Origin of the sequence: Streptomyces sp. TG1A-8, from assembly GCF_030499535.1 — a bacterium.
GTDB lineage: Bacteria > Actinomycetota > Actinomycetes > Streptomycetales > Streptomycetaceae > Streptomyces.
In genome coordinates this window covers 5,112,917-5,130,503 of sequence record NZ_JASTLB010000001.1, presented here as the reverse complement: position 1 = coordinate 5,130,503, position 17,587 = coordinate 5,112,917, and the positions used below count along the sequence as shown (strand labels likewise).

The following is a 17,587-nucleotide window of genomic DNA, read 5'->3' as shown; positions in this document are numbered from 1 at the left end:
TCACCCCGCCGAGTGGCTACGCGTCGGCGTGCAGGCTCATCGGGCCGTAGATCTCGGTGCTCTCCTCGAACAGCCGCACCTGTTCCGTGCCGCCCTCCGCCAGCGCCTTCCAGTGCTCGCCGATCCAGGACTCGGCGTCCCCCTGCGTGGTGAACTCCTCGGGCTGCACCGCCGGCTGGACCTCCGTCCCGTCGGCCTTCTCGAACCGCCACGTCCATTCCGTCATACGGCCTCCTCGTGATCCGACACCTGCCGGGAAGCCTATCCGGAAGCGCGAGACCAGCAGGGAGAGGTGAAAATCGGTCCGTGGAAATCACTCTGCTCGGTACCGGTGCCCCCGGGGGACTGCCCCGCCCCGACTGTCCCTGCGCCGTCTGCGCGGGCGCGCTGGGGCCGGACGCGCGGGCGGCCACCGCCGTCCTGGTGGACGGCACGCTGCTGCTCGACCTGACGCCCGGGGCGGCCTTCGCCGCCGCGCGGGCCGGGCACTCGCTGGGCGGGGTGCGGCAGGTGCTGCTGTCGCACCCGCACGACGGGCCGCCGGTGGAGGTGCCGGCCGGGCTGCCGCAGCCGGGCCGGGTGCCGGACGGGCGGGAGCTGGCGCTGCTGACCGGGCACCGGGTGCGGGCCGTGGCGATGGACGCGGGCGGCACCGGGTACGCGGTGACCGGGCCGGACGGGCAGCGGCTGCTGTACCTGCCGCCGGGCGGGGCGCCGGCGGGCCTGGAGGCGGCCACGGCGCAGACGTACCAGACGGTCCTCGCCGACGTCGTGGGCCGGCCGGAGGCGTTGGCCCGGCTGCGGGCGGTGGGATCCGCCGGGCCGGCCACGGACGTGCTCGCCGTCCACCTCGACCACGACGTGCCGCAGGGCGCGGAGCTGCGCCGGCGGCTCGCGGCGGCGGGGGCGCGCACGGTGCCGGACGGTACGACGCTGGTGGTCGGGGCGTACGGGGAGGTGCCGGACGTGCCGCGCCGGACGCTGGTGCTGGGCGGGGCCCGCTCGGGCAAGTCGGTGGAGGCCGAACGGCGGCTGGAGTCCTGCCCCGAGGTGCTGTACGTGGCCACGGGCGGGGCGCGCGGCGGGGACGCCGAGTGGGTGGCGCGGGTGGCCGCCCACCGGGAGCGGCGGCCGGGGTCGTGGCGCACGGCGGAGACGACCGACCTGGTGCCGCTGCTGGCCGGGGACGGGCCGCCGCTGTTGATCGACTGCCTGTCGCTGTGGCTCACGGACGCCATGGACGCGGTGGGGGCGTGGGACGACGCGGAGTGGGCGGGCGGCGGGGAGAAGGCGCTGCGCGAACGGGTGCGGGAGCTGACGTCGGCGGTGCGCCGCGCCCGGCGGACCGTGGTGGCCGTGTCCAACGAGGTGGGCTCCGGGATCGTGCCCGCGACCGCTTCCGGACGCCGGTATCGGGACGAACTGGGCCGCCTGAACGCCGCGTTCGCGGCGGAGTGCGAGCAGGTCGTGCTGGTGGTGGCGGGGCAGGCCGTGGTGCTGCGGGGCTGAGCGGGTGCGGCCGGGGCCGCGCCCGGCGGCTACCTCCCGCCGCTCGTCCCCTTGCGGGCGATGACGCGGTACGTGTTGGCGAAGGGGGTGTGCCGGAGGAACGGGGACAGGGCGCGGTCCAGGACCGAGGCCGCCGCGGTCAGGGGGGCGGCGGCCCGTCCCAGTGCCGGGCCCAGGGTCAGCAGGACCGCTCCCGACAGGTCGTGGGGGAGGTGGCCGCGGTCCGCGGCCAGGACGGTGCAGCCCCGCGCCCGCAGGTCCGCGCGGAGGTTGTCGCGGGGCAGCAGGTTCAGGTGGCGCGCCGGGTCGTGGGGCGCCCACCGTCCGCCGAGGAGCGCGGCGAACGCGCTGCGCGGATCGGCGGCCTGGACGAGGAGGTGGCCGCCGGGGCGCAGGACGCCCAGCGCCGCGCGCAGTTCGGCACGCGGGTCGGCCGTGTGCTCCAGGTGGTGGAACATGCTGACCACGTCGTAGCGGCAGCGCAGGCGGTACTGGATCTCGGGGGCGGTCAGGTGCCCCTGGTGGGCCTCTTCGATGCGGCCCGCCCGCTGGGCCTCGATGACGCGGGGCGTGGGGTCCAGTCCGTCGAAGGAGGTGTAGGGGAAGACCTCCCGCGCGGTCTGCGGGAAGCGGGCGTCGCCCGTGCCCACGTCCAGCCAGCTCTCGGGCTCGGCCAGGGGCAGCACGGCGCGGGCCGCGGCCCGGTGGCGGCGGCGGACCGCTCGGGCGGAGAGGGCCTGGTCGGCGTAGTCCTCCAGGTGGTCCGGGCGGTGGACGCGGTGGTGGAAGACGTGGCCGCAGTCCCGGCACGTGGCGACGGCGCGCGTGCGCAGGCGCGCGGAACCGCACCACGGGCAGCCCGGCCGGCGCTGCTCGGGGAACGGAACGCGGGGCGGCACGGCGGTCCGCGGCGTGTTCTGCGGGGCGGGGGGCGAGGGCGGCACGGGCGGCTCCCTGGGAGACATTCCACTGCAAAGCGGAACGTATGGGATACCGATCCCGGGTGCAACGACGACGTGGCCGTGAGGTGTCGGTGTGGCGCCGGGACGTGCGTGCGCTGCCGGTACTGTTCGGCGAATGAGCAGGCTTAATCTCGACGACTTCAGCGATCTCATCGAGCGCCCGGACGGGGGTGTGCGGCGTGACGCCGAGGCCCGGCGCGAGAGCCGGATCGTGCCGCCCGGGTCGCTCGGGCGCCTCGACGAGCTGGGCGAGTGGCTGGCCGCCGCGCAGGGCGCCGTGCCGGTGCGGCCCGTCGAGCGGCCGCGGGTGGTCCTCTTCGCCGGTGACCACGGGATCGCCGCACTGGGCGTGTCGGCGCGGCCGGCGGGCGGCGCCGGACATCTGGTGCGGGCGGTCCTGGAGGGCGTCGGCCCGGTGTCGGTGCTGGCGCGCCGGCTGGAGGTGCCGGTGCGGGTCGTGGACATGGCCCTGGACTGCGCGCCGGGCACCCTGCCGGAGGACGTCGTGCGGCACCGGGTGCGGCGCGGCAGCGGCCGCATCGACGTCGAGGACGCGCTGACCGCGGACGAGGCCGAGGCGGCCTTCCGCGCGGGGGTCGCCGTCGCCGACGAGGAGGCCGACTCGGGCACGGACCTGGTGGTCCTCGGCGATGTGAGCGTGGGCGGGACGACGGCCGCGGCGGTGCTGGTGGCCGCGCTGTGCGGGACCGACGCCTCCGTGGTGACCGGGCGGGGCGGGCTCGCGATCGACGACCTGGCGTGGATGCGCAAGTGCGCGGCGATCCGGGACGCGCTGCGGCGGGCGCGGCCGGTGCTCGGGGACCAGCTGCAGCTGCTCGCGACCGTGGGCGGCGCCGACCTGGCGGCGATGACCGGGTTCCTGCTGCAGTGCGCGGTGCGGAAGCTGCCGGTGATCCTGGACGGGGTCGTGGCCGCCGCGTGCGCGCTGGTCGCCCAGCGGGTCGCCTTCCGCGCGCCGGACTGGTGGCTGGCCGGGCACGACAGCGGGGAGCCGGGGCAGGCCAAGGCGCTGGACCGAATGGCGCTGGAACCCCTGCTGGAGCAGGGCGTGAAGGTCGGCGAGGGGGTCGGGGCGCTGCTGGCGCTGCCGCTGGTGCGCGCCGCCGCCGCGCTGGCCGCGGAGCTGCCGGAGAAGCCGGGGGCCGGGGCGGAGCCGGGGCCGGAGCCGGAGCCGGGGCGGGAGTAGCGGTCGCGCCCGGCGGGACCCGCCGGGACCGGTGTTCCGAATAGCGCGGTTCGGGGCGGGCGCACCCATATGATCCTCCCTCATGGGAGATGCCCGGTTTGCCGCGGAACAACGGGCCGAGGCGGGGCGGCGGCCCGGCGCGGCCCCGCGGCGGGCCGCCGCCTTCGCCGTCTGGTACCTGCGGGCCGTCGCCTTCGTCAACTTCCTCAGCGCGGTGTGGGTGTCGCTGGGACAGGACGTGCGCCGGCACAACCAGGAGGACCTCTTCACGCCCTACCTGCTGACGGCCGGCTTCGCCTCCGGCGTGTTCACCGCGTTCCTGGCGATCACGATGCGCCGGCGCAAGCGGGCCGCGTGGATCCTGAACCTGGTGCTGAGCGGGTCGTTCCTGGTCCTGTTCGCCTTCGCGATGGCGTTCCCGGAGATCCGGCGGTACGCGCAGAACTGGATCTCGCTGGTGCTGACGGCCGCCTTCGTGGGCGCGCTGCTGATCGGGCGCCGGGAGTTCTACGCCAAGGGCGACCGGTCCAACCCGCGGCTCGCCGCGACGGTCGCCGTCGGCGGCGGACTGGCCGCCTCACTGCTGGCCGGCCTGCTGGTGACGGCCACCAACCAGGCCCCGGACGCGGCCCGTTCGTCGTTCGCCGAGCGCTGGCACTACGGCACCCTGCGGCTGGTGTCGGTGGCCGCCGAGGAGTCCCGCTTCCCCGGGATCGACCCGCCGAACTGGGCCAACGTCGCCGTCAACGTGCTCAGCACGGTCCTCGTCCTCGCCGTCCTGTACGCCGCCTTCCGCTCCCGGCGGGCCGTGGACCCGCTCACCGAGGACGACGAGAAACGGCTGCGGGCCCTGCTGGAACGGCACGGCGCGCGGGACTCGCTCGGCTACTTCGCGCTGCGCCGGGAGAAGAGCGTGGTGTGGTCGCCGACCGGGAAGGCGGCCGTCGCCTACCGGGTCGTGGGCGGGGTGAGCCTCGCCTCCGGGGATCCGCTCGGCGATCCGGAGGCGTGGCCCGGGGCGATCGCGCCGTGGCTGGCCGAGGCGCGGGAGCACGGCTGGATCCCGGCGGTGATGGGGGCCGGCGAGGAGGCCGGGACCGTCTACGCCCGGTACGGCCTGGACGCCCTGGAACTCGGCGACGAGGCGATCGTGGAGGTCGCCGAGTTCACCCTGGAGGGCCGGGCGATGCGCACGGTCCGGCAGGCGTACAACCGGGTGCGGCGGGCCGGGTACCGGGTGCGGATCCGGCGGCACGAGGACATCCCGGCGGACGAGACGGCGCACCTCGTCGAGCGTGCGGACGACTGGCGGGACGGGGCGACCGAGCGCGGTTTCAGCATGGCGCTCGGCCGGCTCGGGGACCCGGAGGACGGGCGGTGCGTGATGCTGGAGTGCCGCGACGCCGAGGGGCGGCTGCGGGCGCTGCTGTCCTTCGTGCCGTGGGGGCCGCACGGGCTGTCCCTGGACCTGATGCGGCGGGAGCGCGACTGCGACAACGGGCTGGTGGAGTTCATGGTCATCGAGCTGCTGCGGCGGGCCGGGGAGATCGGGATCACCCAGGTGTCGCTGAACTTCGCGATGTTCCGGTCGGTCTTCGAACGCGGCGCGCGCCTCGGCGCCGGCCCGGTGCTGCGGCTGTGGCGGTCGCTGCTCGGCTTCTTCTCCCGCTGGTGGCAGATCGAGTCGCTCTACCGGGCCAACGCCAAGTACCGGCCCATCTGGGAGCCGCGGTTCCTGCTCTTCGAGAAGAGCGCGGACCTGCCGCGCATCGGCCTCGCGTCGGCCCGCGCGGAGGGTTTCCTGGAGGCGCCGGGCCTGCCGAAGTGGCTGCACCGCAGGCACCTGGGGACCCCCCGGCGGACCCGCTGACCCCGCCGGCCCCGTCCACCGCGCCGGCCCCGCCGGCGCCGTCGACGGGGAACGCCCGATGAGGACGCTCGCCCGCTGGGCCCGTGCCGAGTGGGGGCCGCTGTACACCGCCGTGCGCGGGACCACCCGGTGGACGCGGCGCCTGCGGGCGGCCCCGGTGACGGTCGCGGCGGTGTGCCTGACGTCGTTCCTGCAGTACGCGCAGAACCGGCCGTGGGGGTACCGGCCGGTGCAGGAGCTGGGCGCCGTGCGGGCGGCGGAGCCGCTGGGGACGGCCCTGCTGCGCACCCCCCTGTCGCTGTTCGTGCCCGCGCCGGACCTGCCGGTGTGGGGCGCGCTCGCGCAGGTCCTGGTCGTGTTCGGGATCGCCGAGATCTGCCTGGGCCGGTGGCGGACGCTGACCCTCGCCTACGTCGCCACGCTCGCCGGGACGCTCTACGCGCGCGTGGGCACCGCGCTCGGTCCGCACGCCCCGTTCGGCCTGCCCGCCTCGGACGCGCAGGTGGTGGACACCGGTCCGTCGGCCGCCGTGGTGGGGCTGGCCGTGTTCGTGGGCTGGCGGTACGGCGCGTACGTGACGGTGGGGGCGGTGAGCGCGGCGATGGTGGCCGAGGTGCTGGTGGAGGAGAACCTGGCGGGCAAGGAGCACCTGGCCGCGCTGGCGGCGGCGGGGGCGGCGTGCCTGGCGTCGGCGGTCCGGCGCGGGCACGGGCGCCGGCCGCGGCGCGGTCAGCGGTGGCCGGGCACGCGGACCGGGCGGGGGTCGGGCTTGCCGCCGATCCAGTCCTGGAGGGCGCGGCGGGGCCCCGCCCAGCGGCGGTCGTGGCGATAGGAGCGCAGGGTGGCCTTGGCGCGGGCGCGGGGACGGTGGCCGTAGAAACGGCGGGCCCACCGGGAGCCGGGGCGGGCCAGCCGGAGGGCGCCGACGAGCGCGACCGGCGGCACGACCGCCCCGAACAGCGCGAGGCGGGCCTTGCCCTTGCTCAGGGCGATCAGGGAGAAGAGGAAGTTGACCGCGATGGTGCTGATGGCGCCGCCGCGGTCCTTGAGCTCCTGCTGGGTGAGGTCGTTGACGCCGAAGGGCGCGAAGCCGGCCAGCAGCAGGCCGACCAGGGCGGCGGTGAGGACGACGACCTCCACGCTCTTGCGGCCCTCCTCGCTCCAGTAGACGTCGTCGAGGTGCAGGACCAGCGCGAACTCGTCCAGGAGCAGGCCGGCGCCGATGCCGAAGACGACCGCGGCGACGGCCCCGCCGGCGCCGTGCCGCTCGCTGGCCACGGCGCCGAAGCCGCCGACGACGGTCAGGACGACCCCGGGGACGACGTGGTGGATGTGCAGGCCGCCCGCCCGCACGTTCCCGAACGGGCCCCGGCCGGCCCGGATCAGCCGTGTCACGGCCCGGGTCACCAGGAAGGTCAGGACGAACGCGGCGAGGGCGAGCAGCAGCGGGAGCTTGCCCGGCTCGATGATGTTCCGCGTCCACCAATGCCCCATGTGCGCACTTTATCCCCGGCCCCGGTGGGCGGCCCGGCGACCGCCGGATAGCCTGCGCCGGTGCTCACGACCTCTCCTCTCCACGGCCTCCGCTTCGCCTTCGGCACGCTCACCGTGCTGCCGGTGCGGGTGCACCGCTGGGACCGGGAGGCCGCGCGCGGGGGCATGCTGAGCGCCCCGCTGGTGGGGCTGGCCGTGGGCGGCTGCGCGGCGGGGCTCGGCCTGCTGCTGCTCCTCCTGGGCGCCGGTGCGCCGCTCGCGGCCGTCGCCTCCACCGCCGTGCCGGCCGCGCTGACCCGGGGCCTGCACCTCGACGGGCTCGCGGACACCGCCGACGGGCTGGGCAGCGGCAGGCCCGCCGAGGACGCGCTGCGGATCATGAAGCAGTCGGACATCGGACCGTTCGGCGTGCTCGCCCTCGTCCTCGTGCTGCTGGCCCAGGTGGCCGCGCTGGCGCAGGCGTACGGCGGTTCGTGGGCGCGGGGTGCCCTGGCGGCCGTCGTCTCGGCGACCGCCGCCCGGCTGGCCCTGACGCTCGCCGCCCGCCCGGGCGTGCCCGCGGCCCGGCCGGAGGGACTGGGGGCCGCGGTCGCCGGGGTGGTGCCGAGGGGCCGGGCGCTGCTCCTGGCGGCCGTCGTGGTGGTGGCGGCCGGGGCGGCGGGCGCCTGCTCCGGGGTGGCCGGCGGGGTGCGCGCCGCCGCCGCGGTCCTCGCCGCGCTCGCGGTGGCCGAGCTGCTGCTGCGGCACTGCACGCGCCGCTTCGGCGGGGTCACCGGGGACGTGTTCGGCGGGCTCGCGGAGAGCGCCGCGACGACGGCGCTCGTCGTGCTGTCCCTCGGCTGAGCCCCGGGCCCGGGTGCGGGCGCCGGCCCGCGGGACACCGTGCGTCCCCGCGTGCGCCTGCGGGGCCGGCCGCCCGCGGTGCCGCCCGGGCCGGGAAGGTGCCGGTGATCACCGGCGGGCGGAGCCGGCCGGGTCGACGCCGGCGTGCGGGACGCCCTCTGCGGCCACCTGTGCGGTGGCGTGCGCGCCGCGCCGCGCCGGGCCCCCGGCCGGGCCCCCGCGCTGATCCGCCGGGGAGCCGCGGGCACGTGCGAAGCGGCCGGTCCGCGGCCCGGCGCGGGCCGGCGGGTGCGGCCCGGCGCACCGCGCACCGGGGGCGGGACGGCCACGACGCCACGGACGGGTGTGCACCCGGGGGAACGAGCGGGGGGGTGCACGCGCGTAGTCTCGTCCCGGGTGTTCGCCGACAGGGTGAAGGCCCCGGTTGCCGCACACCTTCGGGCCTGGGCCTAGGGTCGGCTGTCGGGCCCGGTCGACCCACCCCTATTCGGCCACAGCAACTTCACATCGGAAGCGAGATCTCACCACCGTGACTGCTCTGACTCTCAGCACCGCCGCGGCGCCCGGCCTGCGGGCCGACGCGCTCGTGATCGGTGTCGCCAAGGGTGCCCAGGGGCCCGTCGTCGCGCCGGGCGCCGAGGCCGTGGACAAGGCGTACGACGGAAAGCTGGTCGGCCTCCTGGAGACCCTCGGCGCCTCGGGTGCCGAGGGCGAGCTGACGAAGCTGCCCTCCCCGGCCGGTTTCAAGGCCCCGCTCGTGGTGGCGGTGGGCCTGGGCGCGGAGCCCGGGGAGGGCGCCGGCTTCGGCGCCGAGGCACTGCGCCGGGCGGCCGGCGCGGCGGCGCGGGCCCTGACCGGGTCCCGCAAGGCCGCGTTCGCGCTGCCGGTCGACAGTCCCGGTGCCGTCGGCGCGATCGCCGAGGGCGTCCTGCTCGGCGCCTACTGCTTCGACGTCTACAAGGACGGCGCCAAGGACGACCGGGCCGCGGGCGGCCGGGCGCCGCTGGCCGAGGTCGCGCTGCTCGGCGGCAAGCCGCGGGACGCGGCCCACAAGGGTGCCGTGGCACGGGCCGTGGCGGTGGCCGAGGAGCTGAACCGCGCCCGCGACCTGATCAACACCCCGCCGAACGACCTCACCCCGGCCGCGTTCGCCGCCATCGCACAGGCCGCGGCCAAGGAGCACGGCGTCAAGGTGCAGGTGCTCGACGAGAAGGCGCTGCTCAAGGGTGGCTACGGCGGCATCCTGGGCGTCGGCGGCGGCTCGGCCGCGCCCCCGCGCCTGGTCAAGCTGTCGTACACGCACTCCAAGGCCGGCAAGCACCTCGCCTTCGTGGGCAAGGGCATCACCTACGACTCGGGCGGCATCTCCCTGAAGCCGGCCGGTCACAACGAGACGATGAAGTGCGACATGAGCGGTGCCGCCGCCGTGTTCGCGGCCGTCGTCGCCGCCGCCCGCCTCGGCCTGGAGGTCAACGTCACCGGCTGGCTGGCGCTGGCCGAGAACATGCCGTCCGGGTCCGCCGTGCGCCCGGGCGACGTGCTGCGCATGTACAGCGGCAAGACCGTCGAGGTGCTCAACACCGACGCCGAGGGCCGGCTGGTCCTGGCCGACGCGCTGTGGGCGGCCTCGCAGGAGGAGCCGGACGCGATCGTGGACGTCGCCACGCTGACCGGCGCGATGGTGCTCGCGCTGGGCAGCCGGACCTTCGGGATCATGGCCAACGACGACTCGTTCCGCACGGCCGTGTACGAGGCCGCGGAGGAGGTCGGCGAGCCGGCGTGGCCGATGCCGCTGCCGGAGCACCTGCGCAAGGGCATGGACTCCACCGTCGCGGACATCGCGAACATGGGCGAGCGGATGGGCGGCGGGCTGGTCGCCGGCCTGTTCCTGCGCGAGTTCGTCGGCGAGGGCATCACGTGGGCGCACCTGGACATCGCGGGGCCCGCGTTCAACGAGGGCGGCCCCTTCGGCTACACCCCGAAGGGCGGCACCGGCACGGCGGTGCGCACGCTGGTGCGGCTCGCCGAGCTGACGGCCGCGGGCGACCTGGGCTGAGCCGCCCGGCGGCCCGGTCCGCCCGGTGGTACGGCGGGTGCGGGGGCGGGGGGAACCGCGCGCGGTTCCCCCCGCCCCCGCCGCGGCACGCCCCCGTACCGCGGTGCACGTGGGGTGTCTCACACCCCAGCCCGGCGTCTCGTCCGCCTCGGACAAGTGCAAAGATGGAGCCCGGCAGGACAGGGCCCCACCGAAGGGCCGAAGCATCAAGCGGCCGGACACCAGCCGCCTGCCGGTCACCGACGACCGGCGTACGGCGCACATGCATGGAGGACGTGACGTGGCGAACGACGCCAGCACCGTTTTCGACCTAGTGATCCTCGGCGGTGGTAGCGGTGGTTACGCCGCGGCCCTGCGCGGGGCGCAGCTGGGTCTGGACGTCGCCCTGATCGAGAAGGACAAGGTCGGCGGCACCTGCCTGCACCGGGGCTGCATCCCCACCAAGGCCCTGCTGCACGCGGGCGAGATCGCCGACCAGGCCCGCGAGAGCGAGCAGTTCGGTGTGAGGGCCACTTTCGAGGGCATCGACGTCCCGGCCGTCCACAAGTACAAGGACGACGTCGTCTCGGGCCTGTACAAGGGCCTGCAGGGCCTCGTCGCCTCCCGGAAGGTGACGTACGTCGAGGGTGAGGGGCGCCTGTCCTCCCCCACCTCGGTCGACGTGAACGGCCAGCGGATCCAGGGGCGTCACGTGCTCCTCGCCACCGGCTCCGTGCCGAAGTCGCTGCCGGGCCTGGAGATCGACGGCGACCGGATCATCTCCTCCGACCACGCCCTCGTCCTGGACCGCGTGCCGAAGTCCGCGATCATCCTGGGCGGCGGTGTCATCGGCGTCGAGTTCGCCTCGGCGTGGAAGTCCTTCGGCGCGGACGTCACGATCATCGAGGGCCTCAAGCACCTCGTCCCGGTCGAGGACGAGAACAGCTCCAAGCTGCTCGAGCGCGCCTTCCGCAAGCGCGGCATCAAGTTCAACCTGGGCACCTTCTTCCAGAAGGCCGAGTACACCCAGGACGGTGTCAAGGTCACCCTCGCCGACGGCAAGGAGTTCGAGGCCGAGGTCCTCCTCGTCGCCGTCGGCCGCGGCCCGGTCTCCCAGGGCCTGGGCTACGAGGAGGCCGGGATCGCCATGGACCGCGGCCACGTCCTCGTGGACGAGTACATGCGCACCAACGTCCCGACCGTCTCCGCCGTCGGCGACCTCGTCCCGACGCTCCAGCTCGCGCACGTCGGCTTCGCCGAGGGCATCCTGGTGGCGGAGCGTCTGGCCGGTCTGAAGGTCGTTCCGATCGACTACGACGGTGTCCCGCGGGTGACGTACTGCCACCCCGAGGTCGCCTCCGTCGGCATCACCGAGGCCAAGGCCAAGGAGATCTACGGCGCGGACAAGGTCGTCGCCCTGAAGTACAACCTGGCGGGCAACGGCAGGAGCAAGATCCTCAAGACCGCGGGCGAGATCAAGCTCGTCCAGGTCAAGGACGGTGCCGTGGTCGGCGTCCACATGGTCGGCGACCGCATGGGCGAGCAGGTCGGCGAGGCCCAGCTGATCTACAACTGGGAGGCGCTGCCGGCCGAGGTCGCCCAGCTCGTCCACGCCCACCCGACGCAGAACGAGGCGCTCGGCGAGGCGCACCTGGCGCTGGCCGGCAAGCCCCTGCACTCCCACGACTGAGCCTTCGGTCAACGGAACGCGACGACACAGACTTCCGCAACTCGTAAGGAGCAACCGAAACCATGGCGGTTTCCGTAACCCTTCCGGCGCTCGGTGAGAGCGTCACCGAGGGCACTGTCACCCGCTGGCTGAAGGCCGAGGGCGAACGCGTCGAGGCCGACGAGCCGCTGCTCGAGGTCTCGACCGACAAGGTCGACACCGAGATCCCCTCGCCCGCTTCCGGCGTGCTGGCCTCCATCAAGGTCGCCGAGGACGAGACCGTCGAGGTCGGCGCCGAGCTGGCCCTGATCGACGACGGCTCCGGCACCCCCGAGACCGCCCCGGCGCCCGCCGCCGAGACCGCCGAGACCGCCGAGGCCCCCGCGGCCCCGGCGCCCGCCGCCCCGGCCCCGCAGGCCCCGGCCGCCCCCTCCACGGAGCAGGAGGCCCCGGCGCCGGCCCCGACCGCCGAGGCCACCGCCGGCGGCTCCTCCGCCGAGGGCACGGACGTGGTCCTGCCCGCGCTCGGCGAGTCGGTCACCGAGGGCACCGTCACCCGCTGGCTGAAGTCGGTCGGCGACTCCGTCGAGGCCGACGAGCCGCTGCTCGAGGTCTCCACGGACAAGGTCGACACCGAGATCCCGGCGCCCACCTCCGGCGTGCTGCTGGAGATCGTGGTGAACGAGGACGAGACCGCCGAGGTCGGCGCCAAGCTCGCCGTCATCGGCGCCCCGGGCGCCGCTCCGGCTCCGGCCGCCCCGGCCCCGGCCCCGGCCCAGGAACCGGCCACCCCGGCCCCGGCCCAGGAACCGGCCGCCCCGGCGCCCGCCGCCCCGGCTCCGGCCACCCCGGCCCCGGCCCAGGAACCGGCCACCCCCGCGCCCGCCGCCGCTGCCCCGGCCGCCCCCGCGGCTCCGGCGCCCGCCGCCCCGGCCCCGCAGGCCCCGGCGGCTCCGGCCCCGCAGCAGCAGACCGCCCCGGCGCCCGCCCCGGCCCCGGCCGCCCCGGCGCCCGCCCCGGCCCCGGCCGCCCCGGCGCCCGCCCCGGCTCCGGCCGCCTCCGCCCCGGCCGCCCGGGCGACCGACGAGGGCGCGTACGTCACCCCGCTGGTGCGCAAGCTCGCCGCCGAGAACGGCGTCGACCTGTCCAGCGTCAAGGGCACCGGCGTCGGGGGCCGCATCCGCAAGCAGGACGTCGTCACCGCGGCCGAGGCCGTGAAGGCCGCCGCCCCGGCTCCGGCCGCGGCCCCGGCCGCCACCGCGCCGGCCGCCGCGAAGAAGGCCCCGGCGCTGGAGGCCTCCCCGCTGCGCGGCCAGACCGTCAAGATGCCCCGCATCCGCAAGGTCATCGGCGACAACATGGTCAAGGCGCTGCACGAGCAGGCCCAGCTCTCCTCGGTCGTCGAGGTCGACGTCACCCGTCTGATGAAGCTGCGCGCCCGGGCGAAGGACTCCTTCGCCGCCCGCGAGGGCGTCAAGCTCTCCCCGATGCCGTTCTTCGTCAAGGCCGCCGCGCAGGCGCTGAAGGCCCACCCGGTCATCAACGCCAGGATCAACGAGGCCGAGGGGACCATCACCTACTTCGACACCGAGAGCGTCGGTATCGCGGTGGACTCCGAGAAGGGCCTGATGACCCCGGTCATCAAGCACGCGGGCGACCTGAACATCGCCGGCATCGCCAAGGCCACGGCCGAGCTGGCGGGCAAGGTCCGCGCCGGCAAGATCACCCCGGACGAGCTGTCCGGCGCGACCTTCACCATCTCCAACACCGGTTCGCGCGGCGCGCTGTTCGACACGATCATCGTGCCGCCGGGCCAGGTCGCGATCCTCGGCATCGGTGCCACGGTCAAGCGTCCGGCCGTCATCGAGACCGAGGAGGGCACGGTCATCGGCGTCCGCGACATGACCTACCTGACCCTCTCCTACGACCACCGCCTGGTCGACGGCGCCGACGCGGCCCGTTACCTGACGGCGGTCAAGGCCATCCTGGAGGCGGGCGAGTTCGAGGTCGAGCTCGGCCTGTAGACGCCGCTCAGGGCCCTGACGTCGGTGCCCCCGCCCGGATTCCCGGGCGGGGGCACCCGTCTTTGCGCGGTGCGCGCGAACCGTGCGGCCGGCCGCACACCACGCGCCGCGCGCCGCACACCACGCGCCGCGCGCCGCTCACCACGCACTACCCGCCGCTCACCACGCACTGCCCGCCGCTCACCGCGCGCTGCCCGCCGCACGTCGTGTAAGTCTCGTCTCACCTGCGCGAAAGCGCCTCGCGCCCCCTTCCCAGCCAGGCGTCCGGCCTTATTGTCTAAAGGTCAAAGCCCTTCCGAAGGAGCCCTCATGACCGCGCCCGTCGTCCACTCGCTGCGCGAGCAGATCCGCGAGCACATCGTGGAGGGGATCGTCAGCGGGCGCTGGCAGCCGGGCGAGCGGATCGTCGAGCGCCGGATCGCGACGGAGCTGGAAGTCAGCCAGACGCCGGTGCGGGAGGCGCTGCGCGAGCTGGAGTCGCTGCGGCTGATCGAGTCGGCCCCGAACAAGGGCGTCCGCGTGCGGAACCTGACCGCGGCCGACCTGGAGGAGAGCTACCCGGTCCGGGCCGGGCTGGAGGCCATCGCGGCCGAGCTGGCGGCACAGCGGCTGGCGCAGGACTGCTCGGCCCTGGAACCGCACGTCCTGGCCCTCTACGAGGCCGACCGCGAGGCCGACGGCACGGCGCAGGTCCGCCACACCGTGGGCTTCCACCGCGAGCTGGTCCGGGCGGCCGGCAACTCGGTGCTGCTGCACACCTGGGAGGGGCTGGGCATCGAGGTGTTCACCGCCCTGTCCATCCGCTGGCTGGGCACGGTCCAGCAGTCGTACGCCGAGGAGCACGAGGAGCTGGTCCAGGCGTTCAAGCGCCGGGACCCGCGCATCGCGGAGCTGGTGAAGGCACACGTCCTGGGATGTGCGCCGAGGCCCTGAGCCCGCCTCACCCGTCCCGCCCTCCCCGCCCGTCCGAGCGGATCACGAGAGCGCATCCGCGCTCAGACGCCGTCCCACCTGCGAGAAAGCCCCACTATCACGTCACCCGGTGCCACTGCCGGAGACACCCCGTGCCGACTTTCTCGGTTTCGAGAAGTTTTGCCCCTCAACCCTTTGATCGATCATCGATCAGAGGGTTACAGTCGCCGACGGACTTCCACCCGAGTCCAGCCCTGTCCTGCCAAAGACCAAGGGCACCCCCAGACCCTCACCGACGAGGGAACCCCCTTCGACTGAGGAAGGCGGCGACATGACCGACCCCCACGCCATCCAGCCGAGCGCGCTCGACCAGCTCCCGGACCGCGACCCGGAGGAGACCGCCGAGTGGCAGGCCTCCCTGGACGCCGTCGCCAGGGAGGCCGGGCCGCACCGCGCCGCGTACCTGATGCGCCGCACGCTGGAGCGCGCCGAGGCGGGCGGCATCGCGCTGCCGAAGCTCCTCGAGACCGACTACGTCAACACCATTCCCACCTCCGCCGAGCCGGACCTGCCCGGTGACCCGGAGCTGGAGGCCCGCATCACCGCGTGGAACCGCTGGAACGCGGCCGCGATGGTGACCCGCGGCAGCAAGTACGGCGTCGGCGGGCACATCGCCACCTTCGCCTCCGCCGCCTGGCTGTACGAGACCGGCTTCAACCACTTCTTCAAGGGCAAGGAGGGCGACGGCTCCGGCGACCAGCTGTACGTCCAGGGCCACGCCTCCCCCGGCATCTACGCCCGCGCCTTCCTCGACGGCCGCCTGAACGAGCAGCACCTGGACAACTTCCGCCGGGAGGCCGGGGGCGACGGCCTGCCGTCGTACCCGCACCCGCGCCGCCTGCCGTGGCTGTGGGAGTTCCCGACGGTGTCCATGGGCCTCGGCCCGCTCTCCGCGATCTACCAGGCGCGGTTCAACCGCTACCTGACCAACCGCGGCATCAAGGACGTCTCCGCGTCCCACGTGTGGGCGTTCCTCGGCGACGGCGAGATGGACGAGCCGGAGTCGACGGCGGCCCTCGCACTGGCCGCCCGCGAGGAGCTGGACAACCTCACCTTCGTCATCAACTGCAACCTGCAGCGCCTGGACGGCCCGGTCCGCGCCAACTTCAAGATCGTGCAGGAGCTGGAGGCCCAGTTCCGCGGCGCCGGCTGGAACGTCGTCAAGACGCTGTGGGGCTCCGCCTGGGACGAGCTGTTCCAGCTCGACACCACCGGCGCGCTGGTACGCCGGCTGCGCGAGGTGCCGGACGCGCAGATCCAGACGTACCAGACCCGCGGCGCCGCCTACATCCGCGAGGACTTCTTCGGCAAGGACCCGGCGCTCGCCGAGATGGCGAAGCTGCTGGGCGACGACAAGATCCTGGAGTGCTTCCACGTCTCGCGCGGCGGCCACGAGGCCCGCAAGGTCCACGCCGCGTACCGGGCGGCCGTCGAGCACAGGGGCGCGCCGACCGTGATCCTGGCCCAGACGGTCAAGGGCCACACCCTCGGTGAGGGCTTCGCGTCGAAGAACGCCAACCACCAGATGAAGAAGCTCTCGGTGGACGAGTTCAAGGCGATGCGCGACCTGCTCGACCTGCCGATCAGGGACGGCGACTTCGTCGACGGCGTGGTCCCCTACGGCCACCCCGGCGCCGACTCCCCCGAGGTCCGCTACCTCCAGGAGCGCCGCGCGGCCCTCGGCGGTCCCGCCCCGGCCCGCCGCGTCCACCCGGTCGCACCGCTGCCGGCCCCGGCCGACAGGGCGTTCACCTCCTTCGACAAGGGCTCCGGCGCCCAGAACGTCGCCACCACCATGGCGTTCGTCCGCCTCGTCAAGGACCTGGTCCGCGACAAGGAGACGGGCCGGCGCTGGGTGCCGATCGTCCCGGACGAGGCGCGCACCTTCGGCATGGAGTCGCTCTTCCCCTCGCTCGGCATCTACTCGCCCAAGGGGCAGACGTACGACCCGGTCGACCGCGACCAGCTGATGTACTACAAGGAGGCCGAGAACGGCCAGATCCTCAACGAGGGGATCACCGAGGCCGGTTCGATGGCCGACTTCATCGCCGCTTCGACGTCGTACGCGACGCACGGCGAGGCGATGATCCCGTTCTACATCTTCTACTCGATGTTCGGCTGGCAGCGCACGGCCGACCAGATGTGGCAGCTCGGCGACCAGCTCGGCCGCGGCTTCCTGGTCGGCGCGACGGCCGGCCGCACGACGCTCACCGGCGAGGGACTGCAGCACGCCGACGGCCACTCCCCGGTGATCGCGGCGACGAACCCGGCCGCGCTGACGTACGACCCGGCGTTCGCCTACGAGATCGCGGTCATCGTCCGTGAGGGTCTGCGCCGGATGTACGGCGAGGCCGGGCCGGACGAGGACCAGAACGTCTTCTACTACCTGACGGTCTACAACGAGCCGCTGCCGCAGCCCGCGAAGCCGCAGGTCCCCGGCATCGACGAGGGCATCGTCAAGGGCCTGTACCGCTTCAACACGGCGGAGTCCGCGGGCCTGGGCGTCCCGGCCGACGCCCCGCGCATCCAGCTGCTGGGCTCGGGCACGGCGATCCACTGGGCCCTGGAGGCGCAGCGGCTGCTGGCCGTGGAGTGGGGCGTGGCCGCCGACGTGTGGTCCGCGACCTCCTGGTCCGAGCTGCGCCGCGACGCGCTGGAGGCCGACGCGGCCCTGCTGCGCGGCGAGGAGCGGGTGCCGTTCGTCCGCCGGGCGCTGCAGGGCGCCGAGGGCCCGGTGCTGGCGGTGTCCGACTACATGCGCCAGGTGCCCGACCAGATCGCGCAGTGGGTGGAGCAGGACTACTCCTCCCTGGGCGCCGACGGCTTCGGCCTCTCCGACACCCGCGAGGCGGCCCGCCGCCACTTCGGCGTCGACGCCCCGTCGATCGTCGTGGCGGCCCTGGCCCGGCTGGCCCGGCGCGGCGAGGTCAGGGCGACGGCCGTGAAGGAGGCCCGGGAGAAGTACGGCCTCTAGGCCTGCGGGCACCAGGGGGCACCGGGGG

Annotated in this window: 13 protein-coding genes; 10 read left to right on the top strand and 3 right to left on the bottom strand. The window is 74.9% G+C overall.

Annotation, left to right across the window (positions count from 1 at the left end; all coding sequences use genetic code 11):
- Positions 1 to 16: 16 nt before the first annotated feature.
- Entirely contained in the window at positions 17 to 226 is a 210-nt protein-coding gene (locus tag QQY24_RS22500) for a hypothetical protein (protein WP_301974510.1), read from the bottom strand.
- 80 nt (positions 227 to 306) lie between these two features.
- On the opposite strand from QQY24_RS22500, the gene QQY24_RS22495 reads away from it, so the two are divergent.
- Entirely contained in the window at positions 307 to 1,509 is a 1,203-nt protein-coding gene (locus QQY24_RS22495; protein ID WP_301974509.1) for a bifunctional adenosylcobinamide kinase/adenosylcobinamide-phosphate guanylyltransferase, read from the top strand.
- 29 nt (positions 1,510 to 1,538) lie between these two features.
- Here QQY24_RS22495 and QQY24_RS22490 read toward each other — a convergent pair whose 3' ends face one another.
- Complete coding sequence (locus QQY24_RS22490; protein ID WP_301974508.1) at positions 1,539 to 2,453, bottom strand: class I SAM-dependent methyltransferase; 915 nt, start codon at positions 2,451 to 2,453, stop codon at positions 1,539 to 1,541.
- 133 nt (positions 2,454 to 2,586) lie between these two features.
- On the opposite strand from QQY24_RS22490, the gene cobT reads away from it, so the two are divergent.
- The 3 genes from cobT to QQY24_RS22475 all read left to right on the top strand — a co-directional run bounded on the left by cobT (position 2,587) and on the right by QQY24_RS22475 (position 6,380).
- Positions 2,587 to 3,678, top strand: coding sequence for a nicotinate-nucleotide--dimethylbenzimidazole phosphoribosyltransferase (gene cobT / locus QQY24_RS22485; protein WP_301974507.1), 1,092 nt, complete (start codon positions 2,587 to 2,589; stop codon positions 3,676 to 3,678).
- Between the two features lie 82 nt (positions 3,679 to 3,760).
- Positions 3,761 to 5,548 carry a phosphatidylglycerol lysyltransferase domain-containing protein gene (locus QQY24_RS22480; RefSeq protein ID WP_301974506.1) on the top strand — a complete coding sequence of 596 codons (1,788 nt, stop codon included), beginning with the start codon at positions 3,761 to 3,763 and terminating at the stop codon, positions 5,546 to 5,548.
- 58 nt (positions 5,549 to 5,606) lie between these two features.
- Positions 5,607 to 6,380, top strand: a complete 774-nt coding sequence (locus tag QQY24_RS22475; RefSeq protein ID WP_301974505.1) for a hypothetical protein — start codon at positions 5,607 to 5,609, stop codon at positions 6,378 to 6,380.
- Here QQY24_RS22475 and QQY24_RS22470 read toward each other — a convergent pair.
- Positions 6,278 to 7,042 carry a hypothetical protein gene (locus tag QQY24_RS22470; protein ID WP_301974504.1) on the bottom strand — a complete coding sequence of 255 codons (765 nt, stop codon included), beginning with the start codon at positions 7,040 to 7,042 and terminating at the stop codon, positions 6,278 to 6,280. The two genes, QQY24_RS22475 and QQY24_RS22470, sit on opposite strands and share 103 nt — an antisense overlap.
- Before the next feature lie 60 nt (positions 7,043 to 7,102).
- Between QQY24_RS22470 and QQY24_RS22465 the strand changes: the two genes are divergently transcribed.
- The 6 genes from QQY24_RS22465 to aceE all read left to right on the top strand — a co-directional run bounded on the left by QQY24_RS22465 (position 7,103) and on the right by aceE (position 17,559).
- Complete coding sequence (locus QQY24_RS22465) at positions 7,103 to 7,885, top strand: adenosylcobinamide-GDP ribazoletransferase (protein WP_301974503.1); 783 nt, start codon at positions 7,103 to 7,105, stop codon at positions 7,883 to 7,885.
- Between the two features lie 529 nt (positions 7,886 to 8,414).
- Entirely contained in the window at positions 8,415 to 9,941 is a 1,527-nt protein-coding gene (locus tag QQY24_RS22460; RefSeq protein ID WP_301974502.1) for a leucyl aminopeptidase, read from the top strand.
- Positions 9,942 to 10,221: 280 nt separating this feature from the next.
- Positions 10,222 to 11,610: a dihydrolipoyl dehydrogenase gene (gene lpdA, locus QQY24_RS22455; RefSeq protein ID WP_301974501.1), complete on the top strand. Its 1,389-nt coding sequence runs from the start codon at positions 10,222 to 10,224 to the stop codon at positions 11,608 to 11,610.
- Positions 11,611 to 11,672: 62 nt separating this feature from the next.
- A complete protein-coding gene (gene sucB / locus QQY24_RS22450; protein ID WP_301974500.1) occupies positions 11,673 to 13,613 on the top strand; it encodes a 2-oxoglutarate dehydrogenase, E2 component, dihydrolipoamide succinyltransferase in 1,941 nt (646 codons plus the stop codon).
- A gap of 309 nt (positions 13,614 to 13,922) precedes the next feature.
- The gene (locus QQY24_RS22445; protein WP_301974499.1) at positions 13,923 to 14,546 is read left to right on the top strand and encodes a GntR family transcriptional regulator; all 624 of its coding nucleotides are present in this window, start codon (positions 13,923 to 13,925) and stop codon (positions 14,544 to 14,546) included.
- A 310-nt stretch (positions 14,547 to 14,856) separates the two neighbouring features.
- On the top strand, positions 14,857 to 17,559 hold the full coding sequence (aceE, locus tag QQY24_RS22440; RefSeq protein WP_301974498.1) for a pyruvate dehydrogenase (acetyl-transferring), homodimeric type: 2,703 nt from the start codon (positions 14,857 to 14,859) through the stop codon (positions 17,557 to 17,559).
- Positions 17,560 to 17,587: the final 28 nt, after the last annotated feature.